Genomic DNA, 20,954 nt, shown 5'->3' on the forward strand with positions numbered 1-20,954 from the left:
TTCCTCCTTGAAAATAGTGTTTTTTTATTTCAAAAGGGTATTACTCCCTTTTAAAAGCGATTTTGCTGCTCCTTCATCCGTGATTAAAATCGTATTTTTTGGAGCACTTTTCATATACGATTTGATTGCTTTGGCTTTCGATGTACCGCCTGCAACAGCGATAATGTGCGGGATTTGCGCTAAGTCTTCGAATTGAAGACCGAATGTAGGGACCTTATGTACAACCTCGCCTTGTTCATCAAAATAATAACCAAATGCTTCACCTACAGCTTTACGACGGATGATTTTTTCAAGTACATCTTCGCCGGTATGTCTGCGTTTCGCCATCGCGAGCGCATCACCTATGCCTAAAATAATAGCATTTGCAGATTGTACTAATCGTAAGCCTTCTTGAATTGCCGGTTCTTTCAGTAAAGAACGATAGGCTTCTTCGCCTAATTGCTCCGGAACATAGAGAACGCGGTGTTTTGTGTTTGTCTTTGTTGCCATCTTATCACAAATTGTATTCGCTTGATTGTCAAGGTCTTCACCAATACCTCCACGACCGGGAACGAAAAGTAGTTCTCTGCCTTTTGCGAAATCAGTTGTCATCATTTCGGCAACAGTAGCCATTGTAGAGCCGCCCATAACTGCGACGATGTTTCTTTTTTCGGTGAGCGCCATGTCTAATTGTTCAACCGCCACACGTCCCATTTCTTCGCGGACCCATGGAGTATCATCGCTATCACCTTGCACCACCAAGCATTTTTTGATTTGCAATTTCTTCGCTAATTGTTCTTCCATTGAATGTAACCCTGAAAGCTGATTCATGACATTTTCCAAATCGCGAAAAACGACCAAGCCTTCTTTAGTAACGGTCATTCCGGAAGAAGCAATTTCTACTAAACCTTGTGCTTTCAAAAATTCTACTTCGCCGCGCAGGACGCGTTCACTCATGCCTAGCATTCCGGCAAGTGTCCGTCTCCCAACTGGTTCAGAAAAATAAATCGAGCGTAGGATTTGGTAGCGTTTTTGCATAATCATCAAAACGTCGGGCAATAACTTTTTCTGAATGTTAATTAAGTCTGACATTTTTAATTGCTCCTCATCTTTGGACGCTTAACGACCCACTTAGTCATCTGACGTCCCGTTAGAACTAAAAAAAGTAGAGATAGAGGTTTTTACAACTTTCAAGACTATTAAACTAGCTACTTCAGCTTGTTAACAAAGTGTCTCTCAATGTGATTTTTACCCCTTCTCTTTCTGCTTACGCTGGTGAATCTTTTTTATGTTCTTTAACTACCCTACGTTCCCTATTCTAACAGTCTTGGCACAAATCTTCAAGTGTTAAGTGGGACATTTATGAAATATTCACCTGAAATTTACAATTAAATCTTAAACTGCAAACTTCTAAATAGGCTATACTAGTTGTTTTCCACCTCTTCAAAAAACGATACTTTGCGATAGCTCTTCTTGAAACTTGAATTTCTTTTTCTGCGAGCATATCTACTATCTTTTGATCGGAGAGTGGTTTTAATTTATCTTCTGCTGCTACAAATTCTTGTACTAGCTTTTTGATAGTTGTACTTGAAATATCACCTGTGTTTTCGTTCTCGGAAGATTTCTTTTGTAAACCGGATGCAAAGAAGCGTTTTAATTCGTACACACCATTCGTTGTTTCCATGTATTTTCCATTCACCGCACGGCTCACGGTTGATTCATGTACACCAAGCTCTTCCGCTACTTCTTTTAAGGTTAATGGTTGTAAATGCGCGGAATTATCTAGGAAATAAGCTTTCTGATGATTGACAATCGCCTCTCCAACTCTTTGCAAGGTGTTTTCGCGTTGTTCGATGCCTTTTTTTATCCAATCAAATTCGCCGGCTTTTTCGCGTAGAAATTGGGCGACGTCTTTTTCTTCGGTTGCTCGCATCGTTTCGTAGTATGCTTCTTGGAAACGCACTTGTGGCAGAAATTGTTTTGCTAGTGAAACAGCAAATTCATCTTCGTGTTGGAGTAAAATTAAATCCGGGACAACATATTGAACGCGTTCAGACTCAAATTCAGAACCCGGCTTTGGATTTAAGGTTTGAATGTAGTCGGAAACTTCTTGAATGTCTTGCAAGCTAACATCCATTTCTGCAGCGATTTTCTTCCATTTTTTCTCTGCAAATTCCGTGAAGAATTTTTGGATAACGTCATAGGCAATATAAGGAGCATCCGGCGAGCGTTCGATCTGTAGTAAAATGCATTCACGCGCATCTCTTGCCCCAACGCCGGCTGGCTCCATGCTTTGCAAGATTTCTAGGCCTTCTAACACACTAGAATCATCCATTAAAAGCGCCGCACTGACATCTTTCAAATCTATTTGTAAATAACCATTGTCATTTAAGCTTTCTATTAAATATAAGACGATAATTTTTTGTGTTTGCGTTACATCCATTAAATGTAGCTGTTCTTTTAGCGCATCGGCTAACGTCAGCTTATTGTCAGCTATTTGTTCTAGCCAATCTGTATCATCAGAACTTCCAGCGCTTTTTCGACTACTGTAAGAAAAGTCTGTTGCAAAATCCGAGCCTGGAATCACTTCAATTAATGGGTTCTCGAGTGCTTTATCTTCTAAAAATGCCACTAGATCAGCCGTTGCAAATTGAAGCATTGCAATAGACTGGGACAATTGTTGCGTCATATTTAATTTCTGCGACTGCTTTTGTTGTTGCTTTTGGACGAAATTAGATTCTAAACGCACATTAAAACCTCCATTAAAAATTCGTCTGATATACCTTATACCAAACTAAATTCCATTTATTGTCTTCATTATAACATGCCATTTTTCAAATTACAGCAGATTCTCTTTGTTCTATTTCAAAAAAAGTCCAAGCACTTCTTACAGTGCTTGGACTTTCGTTTATTTTGGTAAATGGTTTAAGAAGTTGCGCGATGCAAATCCTTCTATCTCTTCTTTAGTGTAGTGTTTTTCGAGTGTTTCAAGGAAGCTTTGATATTTACCGACGTGTTCGAGGCCTTTGACATGATCTGGGATACCATCAAAATCTGAACCAAAACCAATGTTTTTCAATCCGCCAAGCTCGCATATATGATCAATATGACGAATAACATCCTCTGTATCAGCCACACCATTATTTGTTGTGAAAAGTGGATAGAAGACTACATGAATCATCGCATCATGCTCGATCATCGCTTTGATTTGTTCATCATCTAAGTTTCTAGGGTGAGAACAAATTGCTTTGGCATTTGAATGACTAGCAATCACAAATTCAGCCTGTTCCAACGTTTCCCAAAAAGCTTTTACACTCAAGTGAGAAACATCCGTGAATACTTTTCTTTCATTTAAAAGATGGATAATGTCTTTTCCGAAGCGGGTTAGTCCTGCGCCACGTTCTTCCATAATGCCATCCGCTGCCAAATTGGCGTTGTTCCACGTTAGTCCGACAGATAATACGCCACCATCAAGTAATTGCGTTAATTTATCTAAATCACGTCCAATTGGTTCAATGCCTTCTAACGTCAACATCGCGCCAATTTTATCTTCAGGTAGATTTTCTAAATCACACCATTTTTTCACATGATGAATGATTCCACCTTTGTGCAGTACGTGTTGTTTAAAAATATTAACTTGTTCAACCGCTTTCTTCCATTTATGTTCAACAGGGATATCTTCATCAAGAAAAATAGCGAATCCTTGTAGTAACATTTTAGCCTCTATAAGCCGTTCAAAATTCACATCAAGTTCTTCTGCATCTTGGAAAGTGTATTTTCCTTTTCCAGCCTGTAGCTTGTAAAGCGCATCACAGTGGGTATCAATTACTCTCATTTTCTGTCGTTCCTCCTTTTAGATACATCTATTATATACTTTTCAGAGGAATAGACAAGAGATTTTTCAAAGTCGTTTTCATTTTGTCATCTTATGCTGTTTACCTGGCCAGAACGCCCATTTTCCAAGGAGCACAGTAATTGATGGAACTAGGAACGGGCGGACGATGAAGGTATCGAGTAGGACACCAATTGCCGTAATTAAGCCAAATTGTACTAAGAGCTGAATTGGCAGTGTAGTTAGGACTCCGAAAGTTCCTGCTAAAATTAAACCAGCAGACGTGATAACCCCGCCAGTTTGGCCAACACCTTCTGTAATCGCTTTTCTAAGTGGCATTTTCTTGCTGTTTTTCCAAATACTAGAAATCATAAAGATATTGTAATCTTCCCCGAGTGCGACGATGAAAACAAAGGCATAGAGAGGAATTAAGCCAGAAATCGCCTCTACTCCCATCGCGTAATGAATGATGACCCAACCAAGGCCGAGCGCTCCAACGAAGGACAAGAGAACTGTAGCGACTAAGTAAAGCATTGCTGTAATCGAGCGCAAGTAGCATAAAAGTAAAATCGCAATCAAAGCGATAACAAGCGGAATAATCACTTTTTCATCGTGCTCTGTCACCGCGCGATCATCATATTGTGTCGCAGTTTGTCCCGCAATATATACGTCATTTCCTTTGTCGGCTGCGGCACGTACTTTTGGAACGACATCCATTGCTTCATTGCTATAAGGGTTATCTTTTAAAATAAGTGTATATTTTTGATAACCTTTGCTTCGTTCTGGACCAGTCACTGAAGCCACTCCATCCACATTTTCAAGCGAACTCTTCATTGATTCTTTGGAGTTTACCACTACTTCCATTGGCGCAAGCATACCGGCACCAAAATGATCACTAATTAAGGTAAATCCTTCCCGAGATGGCATATCTTCTGGGAACGTTGAAAGTGTGTCATACGTGTATTTCACCTGAGTTGTAAAAATCCCACATCCAATTAAAATAATCAATGTGATGATTAAAATTCGTACAGGATGTTTCGCAGACATTTCACCAATTTTATGCCAAAAACGGTTTTCTTTGTGGTGTTTTGGTGTTTTGCCTTTTTTCTTCGCGCGTGTTTCTTCCATTTCTACGGTTCTTGGGACAAATGGCCAGAATGACACACGACCGAATATGCCTAGAAGTGCTGGGACAAGTGTTAGCGAGGAAATCATCATAATGAAAATCGCTAAACTAAATGGTACGGCGAAATTGTGGAATGAACCATATTCTGCTGCTAATAATAGAAGTAGTGCGGCCATTACGGTCAATCCACTAAGTGCAATTGCGCCGGCTGTTCCGCTAAATGCTTCTTTAAATGCTTGGAATCTGTTTTTCTCTGTGTGCAGATGGCTGCGGAATCTGGATATTAAGAATAAACAATAATCCGTTCCGGCGCCAAATAGTAATACGGTCATTATCGAGAGCCCTTGTGAGCCATATGTGATAATACCTTCTTTCGCGAGTAACCCAAGAATCGGCGTAATTACTAAGTAGGCAAAACCGACTGCAATCAAAGGAATTAACGCTAAAATTGGCGAACGATAAATTACTAGTAAAAAGACTAAAACAAGTAGTACTGTTCCGATTAGCAGCGAAACGTCCGCATCTTTAAATAGTCCACTCGCATCCACGCTAATACCAGCCGGTCCAGTTGTCCGAGCAACAAGCGCATCATCAGCAGATACTTTCTGTGCAAATGGATTTTCTCCAATGGTTGTTTTAGCCGCTGATTCAAGTTGCTTGAAGCTCTCTGTTAGTTGATCTGAAGTCGCACTGTCTTTCATAATAACGGTTTGAATAAAAGTAGTTCCGTCTTTAGAAACTTGTTGTTTGAGCGCCACGGGTGGCATTTTATCGTAAGGAACCGCCATTTTTTGATAGTCTACCGGGTTTTCGGTCAATTCTTTGCTGTATTTTTGAATATTAACTAAGTCTTCGGTTGTTAAACCAGTTGAACGATACCAAGTGATAAGCGCTGGTACCCCGTCCGTTCCAGCAAATTTGTCGTCAATGAGTTTTTGGGCGACAACAGAAGGCTCTGAATTCGGTAAATCTTTCGCAGCGTCATCTTTGTAATCAGCTGCTTTTGGAAAGAAAAACTGTAAAATAATAATTGCGATAATCCAAATACCTAATGTTATAAACCGGCCTTTCTTGCCACCAACCCCACTGGCAATTTTACTTAAAAATCCATCTTTCATTATAAATCCCCCTTTAGTTTGCTTATTTTTTTCGTTTATCATTCGATAAGTGAAACACCAAAAAAAGAAGCACGCTAAATTATACCTCTTTTTTACATATACCAAACATCATTAAGTTGATTAATTCATCAATTTGTTCTGTAGTCGTTTGCTTTTGCGCAAAGCTGCCTTTCCCAGAAAAAAGAGGGCTAATAGTGGACAAACAGTATCTCGCAGCAGTCTCAGCACTGACACCATCACGCAATTCGCCAGCATTTTCTAGACGCTCAAAAAATAGTTGAAATGGTTCCAAATAGGTTTTTTGCCATAATTTATAAAGTAAAAATTGATTTTCTGGTTTCATTTCATTAAGAATATCGTGAATCATTAATAGAATATTGGTTGGATGTTCCTCAATTAACATAATTAACATATCATGTAATTGTTCTTCTTTTGCTTTGGTCACTTGCATAATTGGATGCATTTCCACTTGGATATTTTGCGTCAATTCACGAACCACTTCAATATATAGGGATTCTTTATCTTCAAAGTGGTGATATAGTGCCGGTTGGGTAATGTTGGCAATTTTAGCTATTTCTCTTGTTGAAACTGCCCGGTAACCCTTTTCCATAAATAAATCACGTGCTGTATCCAAAATTTTTCTTCTAGTTATTCCTAATTCTTCTGCCCGAGTCCGCTTCTTTTCCATCATCACCCCACCTTTCTTATTTTGTTGCAGTTAGTAATGGAAGGTTTTTATTAATGAGCTTTTCTAGTGTTTCTTTATGCCATTTACGACCTAGAACACGCTTACTAACAAGATATTTTCCTTCCTCCAGCTCGCCTTCTTCGGTCACTGCACGAATATATAACCGATAAACTAATTTCTTTTTCTCAAGCGCAATTTGCTGAACCGTTTCCCCATCCAAAAAGTGCATTTCCGCATCACTTAATTTAAATACAAATGTAAAAATTCCCGCTTCCGTGAACGCGAGAATAAGCGAATGTCTCCCTCGCATATGGGGCCCTGCATATAAAAAATCAATCGTTTGAACGGTCAAATTATTGTCAGCACTATATGTTCTTACTTCTTTTTCTAATCGGTCTTTCAAACTAGCAGCCAAAATAAGCGCCTCCCTTGCTGATTTATATTTTACCAGAAAATGGCGGGTTGAAGTAGGGAAAGTTTTTTGATACTTAAAAAGGATTAAATTATTTCCCTTCATAATTCATAAAAAAGTCAAATCAAGTATTCTCTTCTTGATTCATTCATGTTAATATCAATATTAGTGTTTATTAAGCGGGTATAAACGTTCTAACGATTATATAAATAATAAAGGGAAGTTGGTTTGCAAAATGGGAGAATTAGGTAATATCGAAACACGAAACGGGAGAACATCATTTTTTGACGGAGGTTTACTGCAATATATTGGTTGGACAATTCTTGGCACTTTGGTGACGATTTGTACGATTGGTATTTGCTATCCATGGGCTTTATGTATGGTTTATGGCTGGAAAATCAATCATACAGTTATTGAAGGAAGACGCTTGAAATTCCAAGGTTCTGCGGTTGGACTTTTTGGTCACTGGATTAAATGGCTCTTCCTAACAATCATTACTATCGGAATTTATGGTTTCTGGGTTTTCATTAAACTAGAAGATTGGAAAGTAAAAAATACGATTTTTAAATAAAATGAAAAAACATCTTACAACATGGCTTTTGCCAGATGTGGGATGTTTTTTTAGTATGCCCTCGGAGGGAATCGAACCCCCATTTTAAGAACCGGAATCTTACGTGCTATCCGTTGCACCACGAGGGCTATATGTAGGCCAGAAATGCTTACCGTACGAATAATAATTATAGCGAAATTCGTAGTGTTTTACAAGTTTTATTTTAAATGAAGAAGCCAGCGCCTCCAAAGATTTGCTGGCTCAAGTATTAATTTAATAATGTCCAAATTGATGAACTGTCAGGCTTCTCGCCTCGTACCCACCATTTCGCTTGGTATGTTTTTCCGTTATACGTAACTTTATCTCCGCCATTATAGGCTTTTTGAGCATTCCAGATTTGGATATCTCTACTTGCTGTTTGCCAAACATCACTTGTATCTGGAGTGTTCCCTTTTGTCCACCATTTCGCTGTATAAGCTACTCCGTTATAGTAAACTTGGTCACCTGCATGGTAAATTTGGTCCGATTTCCAGGTGTTCAGTGGATCTAGCGGTTTTGTTTTAATAGTGATTTCATTACTTACTAATGAACGATTGCCAGATGTATCTACTGCATACACTTTATAATTATAGCTTGTATTGCTGGCTAATTTTGTATCTTCAAACATGTTTTTCGTGGATGTTGCAATTTTTGTATTGTTACGATAAATTTCATAATTTTTCACTTCTACATTATCTGTGGAGGCTTGCCAACAAAGAGCAATAGTTGTCTCCGTTTGTCCATGAGACATTAAACTTTTTGGTGCAGTTGGTGCTTCATTATCTACTGCTGGGGCTTCTTTTGTCGTCACATCAATACTGTCGCTTAATGTAGATTTGTTTCCGGCGAAATCTTTTGCTCGAACAGTGTAAGTGTATGCGGTATTTGATTCTACAGCTGTATCCTCATAAGAAGCTGTTTGACTTTCTCCGAGTACTACGCCATCACGTAAAATTTCATAACCTTTTATTCCTACGTTATCGGTAGAAACAGTCCAGGTCAAACTTACATTCTTAGCGGTAGTAGTTGCTGCTAAATTAGTCGGTTCTGTCGGCGCTTCGTTGTCAACAGCTGGTGCTACACTAGAATTAATAATGTTTGCATCAATTACTTGATAGAATGCATTTCCTGTATCAGCAATGTTCCAAACGCCCAAAATAACGTAGTATCCTGAACGATCATCTGGAATATTAATTTCTTGTTTTGTTAAAGCATTTGGTACGCTTCCATCCGCTTCAATCGTTGTGAGTGGCTCTAATGATGCTCTAGTTAACGGTTTATTTGGGTCCCAACCCTTTTTAGTAATAAAATATTGCCAGCTGCTTGTTCTGTGTGGCGCAGTTAATGTCCATTCTACAGTTAATGGGCCTGATTGTATATCTACTTTTGCCCAACGGTTTGCAGTTTGAGCGTCTAACAGTGAATATTTCCCACCGCCCGCAATACTCCCGTCAGCAGGTCCGCTTGCTGGAAATCCTTTTGGAGCCTCCACACTTTGTGGTTCATATTGTGCTGATCCAACCCCAACATTAATCCCTTTGTTGGCTAAATATACACGACTTGCTGGTTTTGATATGTATCCATGAGCTGAAGCAGTTGTTTGAAAAAGAACTACAGCTAACGTAAACACCGCAAAAAACATTCCAATCTTCGTCATTTTCTTCATGATGCACCTTCCTTTCAGCATAGTTCATTATACCTTTTTGTTAAATTTTATAGAAATAATTCGCCTCAGACTTTATCGTTTGACCTAGTTTGACCATTCGTGTATGATATAAACAAAGCTAATTTAAAATTCACATTTAACAGGAGGAATCTTGATATGAACTTAATTCCAACAGTAATCGAACAAACTAGCCGCGGTGAACGTGCATACGACATTTATTCCCGTTTATTAAAAGACAGAATTATTATGTTAGGATCTGCAATTGATGATAACGTGGCGAATTCGATCGTTTCTCAATTACTCTTCTTAGATGCACAAGATCCTGAAAAAGATATTTTCCTATATATCAATTCACCAGGTGGAAGTATTTCAGCTGGTATGGCCATTTACGATACAATGAATTTCGTTAAAGCGGACGTACAAACTATCGGCATGGGTATGGCAGCTTCCATGGGCTCATTCTTACTAACAGCTGGTGCAAATGGCAAACGGTTTGCCTTGCCAAACGCTGAAATTATGATTCACCAACCACTTGGTGGCGCTCAAGGTCAAGCGACTGAAATCGAAATCGCTGCTCGCCACATTTTAAAAATCAAAGAACGTATGAATACGATTATGGCTGAGAAAACTGGTCAACCGTATGAAGTCATTGCTCGTGATACAGATCGTGATAATTTCATGACTGCACAAGAAGCAAAAGATTACGGCTTAATTGATGATATCATCATTAACAAATCTGGCTTAAAAGGCTAATAAAAAAAAAGAGGTTTTGCACAAAATGCAAAACCTCTTTTTTATACCTTATTTTATACGAAGCGCTGAATGTTTTCTTCCGTAGAATGTATACACTAGTATTCCTATCACAAACCAAATACCGAATGCAATCCATGTTGTTTTAGATAAGTTAATCATTAAATATACACAAAGCAAAAAGGAAAGTGCTGGTACTACTGGATAAAATGGCGTTCTAAATCCTTTTTGATTCAAGTCTGGATTTCTCCGTAAAAAGAAAATCCCAATAGAAACCATCGCAAAAGCAAACAACGTACCAATATTAATTAATTGTGCTAAATCTGCCATCGGTACAGTAGAAGCAATTAGTCCCATTACTGTCGCAAAAATCATCGTATTTCTCACAGGTGTATCATTTTTGCTTATTTTTGAGAACGATTTTGGTAATAATCCGTCACGTCCCATTGCAAATAACAAGCGTGTACCACCATAAGACATAACAAGTACAACCGTTGTCATCCCAACAATCGCACCAACTGACAACAAGCCCGCAATCCAGTTTTGATTAATAGCTTGAAGCGCGAAAGCAACTGGTGCACTAACATCAACTAAATCCGTATAAGGAACAACCCCTGTAAGTACTGCAGAAAGTAAAATATAAAGTAGTGTACAGATTGCCAGTGAAGAAATAATTCCTATTGGCATATTTTTTTGTGGATTTTTCACTTCTTCCGCGGCACTTGATACAGCATCAAAGCCGATATAAGCAAAGAAAACTGTGGAAGCTCCTGTAATGACTCCTTGTACACCAAACGGCAAGAACGGCGTCCAATTATCAGGTTTCACATAGAAAGCTCCTACTAAAATAAATAATACAACCACTGCAATTTTTACTAACACCATAATATTATTCACTCGTGTGGATTCACGAATACCAAAACTAAGTAAAATACCAATTACCATAACTACTACAAATGCAAGTAAATCAAAATAGGTTCCGGCACTCGGGTCATAAGCTGAAGAAATCACCGTTGGAATATGTAAGTCAAATCCTGCTAGTAGACTCTTCATATAAGAAGACCAACCACTTGCGATTGCAGCAACAGCCAGACCATATTCTAAAATCAGCGACCACCCTAAAATCCATGCAACACCTTCCCCGAACACATGGTAACTGTAAGTATATGCGCTACCTGCGACTGGTAATTTAGAAGCAAATTCCGAATAACATAATGCCGCCAAACAGCAAGCAATTCCCGCAATAATAAAAGAAATAATAATTCCTGGTCCCGCAATGACAGAAGCTACCTGCCCTGGAAGAATAAATATCCCTCCCCCAACAACCGCTCCGACTCCAAGCATCGTTAAATCAAACGCTCCTAACGTTTTGTTCAGATGATGTTTATCTGTCGCTGGGTTATGAAAACTCTTTTTTCTGAAAAAAGAATTAACTTTCGTCATAAAAATTCCTCCTTCTTAAATTCCAATTTTCAGTTAATTTATATGTGTATTTTTAAACTAACTTGAAAACTATTATTCATAGTACCATAAATAGATTGAAAAATATACAACATTTGTAGATTTTCGTACAAAAAATGTTCATATATGGTGTAAATATTTTTTCTTGGTTTTTTCGTGTTATCCTTTAGACCTCTAAAAAAGAAAGGACTGAATACATTGAGAAAAGTTTTCATGTTTTTAAGCACAGCTTTATTATTAGCCATTTTGTCACTAAGCTTTACTGGTTTAGATCTGAAGGCAAAAGCTGCTTCTGATTTATATCCACTACCCGCTCCAATTATTGATGTTTTCCCAGATGATGGATTAGCCAAAGATATGGCTAGAAACTTAAACAAAGACTCTGTGAATGATGTTATTGATCAAGATGATTTGGATGCATTAACTAGTTTAGGGTTTGAAACACATACGATTACGAATGATTCCATGCAATTACTAGAGCGTGCCATGTTTAACAATGTCACAGATGTAAGTATTATGGAATTTGGGGCTAAATTAACGGAGTTCCCTGATATTACTACAATTCCACATTTAAAAACGTTATTTTTTGCTGATTCACCTGGAAGATTAACTAGAAACTTATCCCTTCCAAACTACCAAAATTATCCTGAAATGGATACCATTACAATGAGCGGAAATAATTTAGTCGGCTCTATCCCTGACTTTACCGGGATGCCTGCTTTAAAACAGCTTTATATGTCTGATATGTCAATTACAAGCGATGAACTTCCTAATTTTAATAATATTCCTTTACTTATTACGTTGGATCTAAGTTCTAACCAATTGACAACTATTCCTGATTTTCAAAATATACCAAATCTCACATTTTTAGATTTAAATGCAAATTTATTAACCAATACACCAGATTTTCAAAATTTACCTAACTTAACTGATTTAAATTTAAGACATAACAATTTAACCGGTACGATGGTTAACTACACCAACTTACCTAGTTTAGAATCATTAAACTTAGATTATAATTTTTTAACTGAACTACCTTCTAATGTATTAGATACTATTTATGTTCAAAGTCAAAATGGAGAGCTTCCTGATCAAACTATTAATCAGGGCAATACATGTACTATTGATTTACCTATTTATTTCCAAATGGAAGAAATTAACATGTTAGTCAGCCCAGAAGTTACAGGAGAATATATCGGGACTAATATAGTCCAACTTCCGACGACAGTTAATGCGGAGGACAACTCTATAACAGTGGATACATCCGCTCTAAGTCCTGGTGAGTATAAATTAGACATCTCGTATAATCACAATTATGCCACTGGAGGCGTATGCTCTTATGATTGGAATGTAACTATTAATTAATTTCTACTAAAAAAGCTGGAAGTTCAAAAACTCTGAACTTCCAGCTTTTTATTTATTTCCACGCGCGTGAATATTGTTTTGGTCCTTCAATTGTTTCGCCTAATTGTTTGGCTGCATCTTTAGCAAAATAAGGATTTCGTAATAATTCACGACCAACAATAATTAAATCCGCTCGTTCATTGCATAAAATTTCTTCCGCTTGTTCGCCTCGTGTAATAAGCCCAAGCGCTCCAGTCGCAATACCCGCCCCGCGACGAATTTCATCTGCGAATGGCACTTGATAACCTGGGAAAACTGGTGGAGCCACATTAACTAAACCACCTGTACTCACATCAATTAGTTCCACGCCATCTGCTTTCATCCATTTTGCAAAAGGAATATGATCTTCTAGTTGCAAACCGCCATGTGCATAGTCAGTAGCGGATACTCGAACGATAATCGGGCCGTCCCATACTTCCTTCACTGCTTTAATAATATCACTTAAAATTTTATATCGATTGCCAGCAGGTCCACCGTAATTATCTTCGCGACGATTCGTAATTGGTGATAAGAATTGGTGAATTAAATAACCATGAGCAGCATGAATCTCAATAACATCAAATCCCGCTTCTTTTGCACGATAAGCGGCACGTTTAAAATCAGCCACAACCTCTTTAATTGCTTCTTTCGTAAGCTCTACTGGTTTGTCTGATTTTTCATCAAAAGCAATAGCAGAAGGAGCCACTATTTCACCTGGTAAAACAGCTTTTCTTCCAGCGTGTGCTAATTGAATTCCTGCTTTTGCTCCGTGATAATGAAGTCCATCTACTAATTTTTTCAAAGCTGGAACTTGCTCGTCATTCCATAGTCCTAAATCAAATTCAGAAATCCGGCCTACTTCTTGAACAGCCGTAGCTTCTAAAATGACAAGCCCTGTACCACCAGCAGCTCTCGAGACATAGTGTGCAAAATGAAAGTCTGTTGCAATCCCGTCTTTATTTTCTACTGAATACATACACATTGGTGACATAACAATTCTGTTTTTTAGCGTTACATCTTTTAATTTATATTCTGAAAATAATTTGGACATTCTAATTCGCATCCTTTTCTTTTTAATTAACTATTACTGATTTTCAGTCCTACTTGTGCTGGTGTTTCCCCGCTTCTAAGGCGCTCTGCAATCTGATCTAGTTTCCGGAGACGATGATTAATACCTGATTTACTTACTTGACCTGTTGTCAGCATTTCGCCTAGCTCTTTTAAGGTAACATCTTCATTAGCTATACGAAGCGCTGCAATCTCACGCAGTCGTTCTGGTAAAGCTTCTAGCCCAACGGTTGATTGGATATACTTGATATTATCGATTTGCCTAACAGCCGCATTAATTGTCTTGTTGAGATTCGCCGTTTCACAGTTCACTAGCCTGTTCACCGAATTCCGCATATCACGCATAATCCGAACATCCTCAAAATGAAGAAGCGCGCTAGTTGCTCCGATAATACTCAAGAATTCCGTGATTTTTTCTGCTTCTTTCAAATAGGTAATAAAACCATTTTTCCGTTCAAGCGTTCGCGCATTGAGATCGAATTGATTCATCAAAGCGCAAATCGCCTCATTGTGCTCCTCATAAACAGAGAAAATTTCTAAATGATAAGAAGAAGTTTCCGGATTATTAACTGACCCACTTGCCAAAAAGGCTCCACGCAAATAAGCACGTTTAGCGCTTCTCTTCTTAACAAATCCCCTATCAATCGATTTCGTAAACGTCATCGGTGGCTCTAGTATCCGTAAATCTTCCAAAATCCCCCGTGTACCTGACTTCAAGCGAACTATATAAACATTATTTTTTTTCAACTTCATTTTGCGACGTACAAGAAGTTCTATTGGCACTTCGTATAAGTCTTTCAGTAATTGATACATTCGTCTAGCTATGGCTGCATTCTCGGTTTGGACATCCATTATCACTAATTGATTCGAAAACGAGATGGCACCATTCATTCGAATAAAAGCTGCGAGTTCCACTTTTGCATCGCTATCACTTACGTCCATATGGGTTAATTCTTTCTTGGTTTCCGATGCAAATGACATGGCTTACTCACTCCTTTTCAATAGTTTGGTTAGGTAACATCGCTAAAAGCGCGTCCGCCACCTTTTCAGCGGCATGGCGCACAAGGCCATCCTCTGTAGAAAGAAAATCTTGATAAATGGCTTCTACGCCAAGCTCTTCCATTCCTTTGGCATTATGCTCTACTTGCGCAACATCCTCTGGGAATAAAAGTTCTTTCGGAACAGTCGTCGTATTAATTAACGTTTTATCTATAAAAGATTTTCCCACATGCTCATGGATAACTTTAATATGATCCGCATCTGAGAAAAAGTCGGTTTCGCCAATTTGCGTTAAAATGTTCGTAATGTATACTTTCGGAGCCTTGCTTGCTATAATTTCATCAGCTAATTCCGTAAGTAATAGATTTGGTAAAATACTTGTGTATAAACTCCCTGGACCAATAACAATCAAATCAGCCTCTTTCACTGCTTCGACTGCTGTCGGATATGGTTTTACATTTTCTGGTTCAATATACACACGATTAATATGCTTTCCTTGTAACGGGATAAGCGATTCACCGTGCACAATAGAACCATCTTCCATTTCGGCATTTAAGATGAGTGGTTGATCCGTTGCTGGAATAACTTTGCCGCGGATTTTCAGCACCGTTGCTAGCACATTAATCGCATCAACATAACTATCATTCAATTGCGATAAAGCCGTTAAAATCAAATTTCCAATAACATGCCCCGATAAATCACCATCTACCGCAAAACGATATTGAAATAAATCGACAACCCGTGGATCAACATTGGATAAAGCTAGCATGACATTGCGTATATCACCTGGGGGAAGCACATCCATTTGCTCGCGAATTTTACCAGAACTACCACCATCGTCCGCTACGGTCACAATGGCCGTTAAATGAATATCCTTCTTTTTAAGCCCTTTTAAAATGACTGGAAGACCGGTCCCGCCACCGATTACTACTACTTTAGGTTTCATTTCCTTTTTCATATTAACGGCCCTTTCTACGTTTCATATCTCGGTGTGAAATCGTTGTTTCATATTTTTGTTGAATTGCCTTACCAACGAACTCTGTCAAAGCTACTGAACGATGCTGTCCTCCAGTACATCCAATGGCAATAACTAATTGTGTTTTTCCTTCTCGTTTGTAAAAAGGAAGTGTAAACATTAATAGATCTACTAACTTATCTAAAAAGGTCTGCGTTTCTGGCCATTTCATCACATATTCATACACATCTTCATCAAGTCCTGTCAACGGACGCATTTTGTCAATGTAATGCGGATTCGGTAAAAAGCGCACATCAAACACTAAATCAGCATCAATCGGAATGCCGTATTTGAAACCAAATGACATCAATTGCACATTGAATATATCTTTATCTTCGGTTTGGAATTCATTGTTAATTCGCTCGCGTAACTCACGTGGCGCCATATTCGATGTATTAATAACTAACTGCGAACGGCCTTTTAAATCACTAAGCAGTTCGCGCTCTGCATTAATCCCGTCTAGCACAGACCCATTAGGCTCCAGTGGATGGTGGCGGCGCGTTTCTTTATAACGCGAAACAAGTACCTTATCATCAGCCTCTAAAAAGAGGATTTTCGTTGTTATAAAATTGGTATTATCTAGCTCATCTAGCGCTGGTTCAATGGAATCGAAAAACTCACGGCCGCGAAGATCCATTACGAGCGCGATTTTATCCATTTTATCGCTTTCTTTCATTAGCTCCCAGAACTTTGGAAGTAAACTTGGCGGTAAATTATCTACACAAAAATAACCGAGATCTTCTAAAGACTGCATTGCGACTGTTTTTCCTGCTCCAGACATCCCAGTAATGATTACTAATTTTAATTGTTTAGAAGCCATATCTGCCTCATCCTTTCGCACAAATAATATCTATCTTCCATTTTAGCACACTTCTCACTAGAAAATCCCGGAAAAGTCTCTAAAGCGAGTTTCCGGGATTTTTCTTTTTAAGCTTCGATATGTTGCATCAAATCAGCTTTCACTTTTTCTAATTTTGTTGCACTTTCTTCTTTACTTTCACCACGAATACTAAAGTAGAATTTGATTTTCGGTTCTGTGCCGGATGGACGTAAACAGAACCATGAACCATCTTCAAAATAACATTTAATGACATCTGCTGTTGGCAAATGAATCGCTTCCGTTTTTCCGGTAGCAATCCAAGTTGTTTCGCTTCTTAAATAATCTTCCGCACGTTCCACGGGGAATCCACCCATACTTGTTGGTAGTTGCTCGCGAAAATTACTTGTAATTTCTTTGATGCGCCGAGAACCATCCTTACCGCTTAAAGTTAAGGAAACTAGATCTTCTTTGTAATAGCCAAACTCAGCATAAATTTGCTCTAAATCTTCTAGTAAACTTCCACCTTCTACTTTGCTAACGAGCGCCACTTCCGCAATCGCAAGCACCGCTTGAATCGCATCTTTATCACGCGTAAACGGCTTAACCATATAACCATTACTTTCTTCATAACCAAATTCAAACGTATGCTTGCCAGTTTCTTCAAAGTGCTTAATTTGTTCTGCAATAAATTTGAAACCAGTTAATACTTCAATCATTTCCGCACCGTAATGTTTCGCGATTTCTGTTCCAAGATTACTTGTTACAATAGATTTTAATACCGCTGCATTAGCTGGCAATTCATTTTGCGCTTTCTTTTGTTTTAATAAATAATGTAAAATAATCGCGCCAATTTGGTTTCCAGATAACACTTCATATTCGCCGTCAAGATTACGAACTGCCACGCCTAAACGGTCAGCATCCGGATCTGTTCCGACTAAAATGTCGCCACCAAACTTCTTACCATATTCAATCGCAAGTAAAAAGGCTTCGCGGTTTTCCGGGTTAGGCGATTTTACCGTTCCAAAATCGGGATCATTCACAAATTGCTCGTCAACCTTAACAATATTCGTAAAGCCAACACTTTCAAGCGCAGGAACGCCAAGAATTCCGCCAGTACCATGAAGGGGCGTGAAAACAATTTTCAAATCCTCCCCTCGTTCTTGAACAAGCTCTTTATTGACAATAACCTCTTTTAATTTTTCCAAATATGGACGGTCTACTTTTTCACTGATTACCTCAAGTAAACCATTTTCAATTAATAGCTCTTGGTTCGCTACTTCTACAGAAAAAATATCCTCTACCGCGTTTATGTATTCAATTACAGCACTTGCCCCTGTTGGAGGCATTTGTCCGCCATCTTCACCATAAATCTTGTAGCCATTGTATTCTGGTGGGTTATGGCTAGCTGTAATAACAATCCCACCAAACGCATTTAAATGACGTACTGCAAAGGAAAGTTCCGGTGTTGGTCGAAGCGCATCAAAAACATAGCTTTTCACACCATGATGCCCTAATACCGCCGCCGATTCAAAAGCAAATTCACGCGACATATGACGAGGATCATACGCAATAACTATCCCACGTTTTTTAGCCTCTTCCCCGTTCTCCGCCACAAATTGCGCCAAACCTAGAGAAGCCTTACGAATAGTATAGATATTCATGCGGTTTGTTCCAGCGCCTAGTACACCACGCATCCCAGCCGTTCCAAATTCCATATTACGATAAAAACTATCCTCAAGTTCTTTTTCATTTGCTTCCATATTCGTTAATTGTTTTCTTAATGTGCTATCTAATTTGTCATTAGCAACCCATTTTTGATATTCTTCTTGCCAATTCATTCTCTACACTCCTTCATTTAGAACTCTTTAATTAAAATTTATCAGCTCTCCACTGTGAAACGAAAAGCTGTTCTAGATGTAAAAGGTTTTTCTGGTCGAAGTACAATATCACCAAATCCGTCATGGTTAATCGCATCTACTAAACCCTGTGTTTCCATTGTTATGCCAGCATATTTTGGCACAGTTCGCTCGCCAATCTCAAAAGAGCCATCCAAACTATTCGCCGTATAAATTAATACCGAGTCAGCTTTGGTTTCCATTTCCAAGCGCCGTCCTGACTTTGGATCAAACAAAACTGCATCTGGACGACTATTTTCATGTTTTAAAATGAATGCATGATCCAGCCCCGCACCAACTAATTTTACTTGCTGGTCCTGACTTTGTGTAATCTCCGCTACTTCACGACCTGCACGCAAATCAAAGATAGTATTTTCCGCTAACCGCTTTTCCCCAATTGGGAGAAACTCTTCATCAATTGGTAGGAAGCTGTCACTATTAACCCAAAGCTGATGTTGTAAAACCGTTGAACCAGCTTCTCCGCTTAGATTAAAATAAATATGATTGCTCGGGTTATATATAGTCGGCTGATCGCTTTTCGCTTCATAATCAAGCAGCCATTCATTTTTATTATTTAACGTATATGTCATTTTTGCATCAATATTTCCTGGATAGCCATTTTCTCCATCCGCCCAGCAGTATTCAAAAGTCATCACAATTTGATCAAGACTTTTTTCTACTGAAACATCCCAAAGCTTCTTACTAAAATTGAATTTCCCACCGTGACGATGGTTAGCTCCTTCATTTTGAATCAGTTGAAATTGTTTACCGTCCAAACTAAATTGCCCATTTGTAATGCGTCCAGCAACAGGGCCAAGTGTCGCGCCGAAGTATGGGGAGTGTGCCAAATAATCATCTAAATTTGTAAAACCAAGACTAATATTCGCAAAATCACCAAATTTATCTTTTGTTTCAAGGGAAGTAACAATCGCTCCGTAATTTAAAACACTCATGCGCATACCATGATCATTTACCATCGTCCACTTCCAAACAGTTTCTCCCTCAAACTCCCCAAATCGCTCCTTCATTACTTCGATAAAAATCACATTCCTTCATAAGTTATTAATAGCCATTTGGATGAGATACGTGCCATTTCCAAGCAGTGGCGATAATATCTTTTACGTCTGTATAAGTTGGCTCCCAACCAAGAATTTCACGCGCTTTATCACTTGAAGCAATTAACGTTCCTGGATCTCCTGCACGGCGTGGTACAACTTCAGCTGGAATTTCTTTACCTGTTACAGTACGAGCTGCTTCAAGCATTTCTTTCACTGAAAAACCGTTACTGCTACCAAGGTTGAAAATATTACTTTCCCCGCCATTTTTCAAGTATTCTAGCGCTTTAATATGCGCGTCAATTAAATCTTCTACTTGTACATAATCACGAATACAAGTACCATCAGGCGTATTGTAGTCGTCACCGTAAATCGCTAATTTTTCTCGTTGACCAAGCGCAACTTGTAAAATAATTGGGACTAAGTGTGATTCTGGTTTGTGATCTTCCCCAATTGAACCATCCGCTTTGGCGCCAGCAACATTAAAATACCGGAGTGCAACATATTTCATATCATACGCTTTATCGCACCATTTCATCATTTTTTCCATGATTAGCTTCGTTTCGCCGTAAGTACTTTCCGGATTTGTTGGCATATCTTCCGTAATCGGTACTCGTTCTGGCTCACCATATGTTGCAGCGCTAGAAGAAAAGACAATATGCTTCACACCAAATTGCTCCATCACTTCTAAGACAATTTGCGTACCATAAACATTATTATTTAAATAAACAAGCGGTACTTCCATCGATTCTCCTACAAGTGAACTAGCAGCAAAGTGAATCACACCATCTACCTTTTCTTTTTCAAAAACTGAACTTAAAAATGCCTTATCTCGAATATCTCCTTCATAAAATTTTGCCTTTGTATGAATGGATTCCTTGTGCCCTGTTCTTAAATTATCAATAACTACTACTTCATATCCGCGAGTAATTAACTCATCTACTGCATGTGAACCGATATAGCCAGCGCCACCAAGTACAACAATACTCATTATTATCTCTCTCCTAACAATAGTCTTTGTCTTCCATTTTACACTACTCAAGTCTATATAGTCACGCAAAAATGGGTCTAAGATAAATAATCTCAGACCCATTCGAG

Annotated in this window: 18 protein-coding genes and 1 tRNA gene; 3 read left to right on the forward strand and 16 right to left on the reverse strand. The window is 38.5% G+C overall.

The features are described 5' to 3' along the window. Window positions 1–24: 24 nt before the first annotated feature. The 6 genes from LMOATCC19117_RS12585 to LMOATCC19117_RS12610 all read right to left on the reverse strand — a co-directional run bounded on the left by LMOATCC19117_RS12585 (window position 25) and on the right by LMOATCC19117_RS12610 (window position 7,158). Window positions 25–1,071 carry a sugar-binding transcriptional regulator gene (locus LMOATCC19117_RS12585; protein ID WP_003727920.1) on the reverse strand — a complete coding sequence of 349 codons (1,047 nt, stop codon included), beginning with the start codon at window positions 1,069–1,071 and terminating at the stop codon, window positions 25–27. A 268-nt stretch (window positions 1,072–1,339) separates the two neighbouring features. Next, window positions 1,340–2,728, reverse strand: coding sequence for an RNA polymerase factor sigma-54 (rpoN, locus tag LMOATCC19117_RS12590; RefSeq protein WP_014929123.1), 1,389 nt, complete (start codon window positions 2,726–2,728; stop codon window positions 1,340–1,342). Between the two features lie 159 nt (window positions 2,729–2,887). Beyond that, window positions 2,888–3,814: a dipeptidase gene (locus LMOATCC19117_RS12595; protein ID WP_003725398.1), complete on the reverse strand. Its 927-nt coding sequence runs from the start codon at window positions 3,812–3,814 to the stop codon at window positions 2,888–2,890. 78 nt (window positions 3,815–3,892) lie between these two features. Next, window positions 3,893–6,055, reverse strand: a complete 2,163-nt coding sequence (locus LMOATCC19117_RS12600; RefSeq protein ID WP_003742920.1) for an MMPL family transporter — start codon at window positions 6,053–6,055, stop codon at window positions 3,893–3,895. A 79-nt stretch (window positions 6,056–6,134) separates the two neighbouring features. Beyond that, window positions 6,135–6,743 (reverse strand): TetR/AcrR family transcriptional regulator, encoded by a 609-nt coding sequence (locus tag LMOATCC19117_RS12605; RefSeq protein WP_003727916.1) that lies wholly within the window; start codon window positions 6,741–6,743, stop codon window positions 6,135–6,137. Window positions 6,744–6,759: 16 nt separating this feature from the next. Further along, window positions 6,760–7,158, reverse strand: a complete 399-nt coding sequence (locus tag LMOATCC19117_RS12610) for a hypothetical protein (protein ID WP_003741138.1) — start codon at window positions 7,156–7,158, stop codon at window positions 6,760–6,762. Between the two features lie 232 nt (window positions 7,159–7,390). Here LMOATCC19117_RS12610 and LMOATCC19117_RS12615 point away from each other — a divergent pair, with 232 nt between their 5' ends. Next, complete coding sequence (locus LMOATCC19117_RS12615; protein ID WP_003725402.1) at window positions 7,391–7,726, forward strand: hypothetical protein; 336 nt, start codon at window positions 7,391–7,393, stop codon at window positions 7,724–7,726. A 56-nt stretch (window positions 7,727–7,782) separates the two neighbouring features. On the opposite strand, the gene LMOATCC19117_RS12620 is transcribed toward LMOATCC19117_RS12615, so the two are convergent. After that, window positions 7,783–7,854 (reverse strand) — tRNA-Arg (locus LMOATCC19117_RS12620). A 119-nt stretch (window positions 7,855–7,973) separates the two neighbouring features. Then, window positions 7,974–9,410, reverse strand: a complete 1,437-nt coding sequence (locus tag LMOATCC19117_RS12625; protein WP_003734498.1) for a lytic polysaccharide monooxygenase — start codon at window positions 9,408–9,410, stop codon at window positions 7,974–7,976. A gap of 156 nt (window positions 9,411–9,566) precedes the next feature. Between LMOATCC19117_RS12625 and clpP the strand changes: the two genes are divergently transcribed. Beyond that, the gene (clpP, locus tag LMOATCC19117_RS12630; protein ID WP_003722600.1) at window positions 9,567–10,163 is read left to right on the forward strand and encodes an ATP-dependent Clp endopeptidase proteolytic subunit ClpP; all 597 of its coding nucleotides are present in this window, start codon (window positions 9,567–9,569) and stop codon (window positions 10,161–10,163) included. A gap of 48 nt (window positions 10,164–10,211) precedes the next feature. Here the strand turns inward: clpP and LMOATCC19117_RS12635 are convergent, their stop codons facing one another. Next, the gene (locus LMOATCC19117_RS12635; RefSeq protein ID WP_003734497.1) at window positions 10,212–11,603 is read right to left on the reverse strand and encodes an amino acid permease; all 1,392 of its coding nucleotides are present in this window, start codon (window positions 11,601–11,603) and stop codon (window positions 10,212–10,214) included. A 216-nt stretch (window positions 11,604–11,819) separates the two neighbouring features. Here LMOATCC19117_RS12635 and inlP point away from each other — a divergent pair, with 216 nt between their 5' ends. Further along, complete coding sequence (inlP, locus tag LMOATCC19117_RS12640) at window positions 11,820–12,986, forward strand: class 3 internalin InlP (RefSeq protein WP_003734496.1); 1,167 nt, start codon at window positions 11,820–11,822, stop codon at window positions 12,984–12,986. Between the two features lie 52 nt (window positions 12,987–13,038). On the opposite strand, the gene namA is transcribed toward inlP, so the two are convergent. From namA to galE, 7 genes are all read right to left on the reverse strand, one after another. After that, complete coding sequence (namA, locus tag LMOATCC19117_RS12645) at window positions 13,039–14,055, reverse strand: NADPH dehydrogenase NamA (protein WP_003725406.1); 1,017 nt, start codon at window positions 14,053–14,055, stop codon at window positions 13,039–13,041. 26 nt (window positions 14,056–14,081) lie between these two features. Further along, complete coding sequence (gene whiA, locus LMOATCC19117_RS12650) at window positions 14,082–15,053, reverse strand: DNA-binding protein WhiA (protein WP_003725407.1); 972 nt, start codon at window positions 15,051–15,053, stop codon at window positions 14,082–14,084. A 7-nt stretch (window positions 15,054–15,060) separates the two neighbouring features. Then, window positions 15,061–16,029, reverse strand: a complete 969-nt coding sequence (locus tag LMOATCC19117_RS12655) for a YvcK family protein (protein WP_003734495.1) — start codon at window positions 16,027–16,029, stop codon at window positions 15,061–15,063. A 1-nt stretch (window position 16,030) separates the two neighbouring features. Next, window positions 16,031–16,906 carry an RNase adapter RapZ gene (gene rapZ / locus LMOATCC19117_RS12660; protein WP_003722606.1) on the reverse strand — a complete coding sequence of 292 codons (876 nt, stop codon included), beginning with the start codon at window positions 16,904–16,906 and terminating at the stop codon, window positions 16,031–16,033. A 107-nt stretch (window positions 16,907–17,013) separates the two neighbouring features. Next, the gene (locus LMOATCC19117_RS12665) at window positions 17,014–18,744 is read right to left on the reverse strand and encodes a phospho-sugar mutase (protein ID WP_003734494.1); all 1,731 of its coding nucleotides are present in this window, start codon (window positions 18,742–18,744) and stop codon (window positions 17,014–17,016) included. A gap of 41 nt (window positions 18,745–18,785) precedes the next feature. Next, complete coding sequence (locus tag LMOATCC19117_RS12670; RefSeq protein WP_003741152.1) at window positions 18,786–19,847, reverse strand: aldose epimerase family protein; 1,062 nt, start codon at window positions 19,845–19,847, stop codon at window positions 18,786–18,788. Window positions 19,848–19,863: 16 nt separating this feature from the next. Further along, window positions 19,864–20,847, reverse strand: a complete 984-nt coding sequence (galE, locus tag LMOATCC19117_RS12675; protein WP_003725411.1) for a UDP-glucose 4-epimerase GalE — start codon at window positions 20,845–20,847, stop codon at window positions 19,864–19,866. Between the last annotated feature and the right edge of the window lie 107 nt (window positions 20,848–20,954).

Source organism: Listeria monocytogenes ATCC 19117 (assembly GCF_000307025.1).
GTDB classification, from domain to species: domain Bacteria; phylum Bacillota; class Bacilli; order Lactobacillales; family Listeriaceae; genus Listeria; species Listeria monocytogenes_B.

What these genes read in the sequence shown, in the direction of transcription:
- LMOATCC19117_RS12585 (WP_003727920.1), bottom strand. Translation starts at nt 1,071, where the DNA reads ATGTCAGACTTAATTAACATTCAGAAAAAGTTATTGCCCGACGTTTTG.
- LMOATCC19117_RS12595 (WP_003725398.1), bottom strand. Translation starts at nt 3,814, where the DNA reads ATGAGAGTAATTGATACCCACTGTGATGCGCTTTACAAGCTACAGGCT.
- LMOATCC19117_RS12600 (WP_003742920.1), bottom strand. Translation starts at nt 6,055, where the DNA reads ATGAAAGATGGATTTTTAAGTAAAATTGCCAGTGGGGTTGGTGGCAAG.
- LMOATCC19117_RS12605 (WP_003727916.1), bottom strand. Translation starts at nt 6,743, where the DNA reads ATGGAAAAGAAGCGGACTCGGGCAGAAGAATTAGGAATAACTAGAAGA.
- LMOATCC19117_RS12615 (WP_003725402.1), top strand. Translation starts at nt 7,391, where the DNA reads ATGGGAGAATTAGGTAATATCGAAACACGAAACGGGAGAACATCATTT.
- LMOATCC19117_RS12625 (WP_003734498.1), bottom strand. Translation starts at nt 9,410, where the DNA reads ATGAAGAAAATGACGAAGATTGGAATGTTTTTTGCGGTGTTTACGTTA.
- clpP (WP_003722600.1), top strand. Translation starts at nt 9,567, where the DNA reads ATGAACTTAATTCCAACAGTAATCGAACAAACTAGCCGCGGTGAACGT.
- LMOATCC19117_RS12635 (WP_003734497.1), bottom strand. Translation starts at nt 11,603, where the DNA reads ATGACGAAAGTTAATTCTTTTTTCAGAAAAAAGAGTTTTCATAACCCA.
- namA (WP_003725406.1), bottom strand. Translation starts at nt 14,055, where the DNA reads ATGTCCAAATTATTTTCAGAATATAAATTAAAAGATGTAACGCTAAAA.
- whiA (WP_003725407.1), bottom strand. Translation starts at nt 15,053, where the DNA reads ATGTCATTTGCATCGGAAACCAAGAAAGAATTAACCCATATGGACGTA.
- LMOATCC19117_RS12655 (WP_003734495.1), bottom strand. Translation starts at nt 16,029, where the DNA reads ATGAAAAAGGAAATGAAACCTAAAGTAGTAGTAATCGGTGGCGGGACC.
- rapZ (WP_003722606.1), bottom strand. Translation starts at nt 16,906, where the DNA reads ATGGCTTCTAAACAATTAAAATTAGTAATCATTACTGGGATGTCTGGA.
- LMOATCC19117_RS12665 (WP_003734494.1), bottom strand. Translation starts at nt 18,744, where the DNA reads ATGAATTGGCAAGAAGAATATCAAAAATGGGTTGCTAATGACAAATTA.
- galE (WP_003725411.1), bottom strand. Translation starts at nt 20,847, where the DNA reads ATGAGTATTGTTGTACTTGGTGGCGCTGGCTATATCGGTTCACATGCA.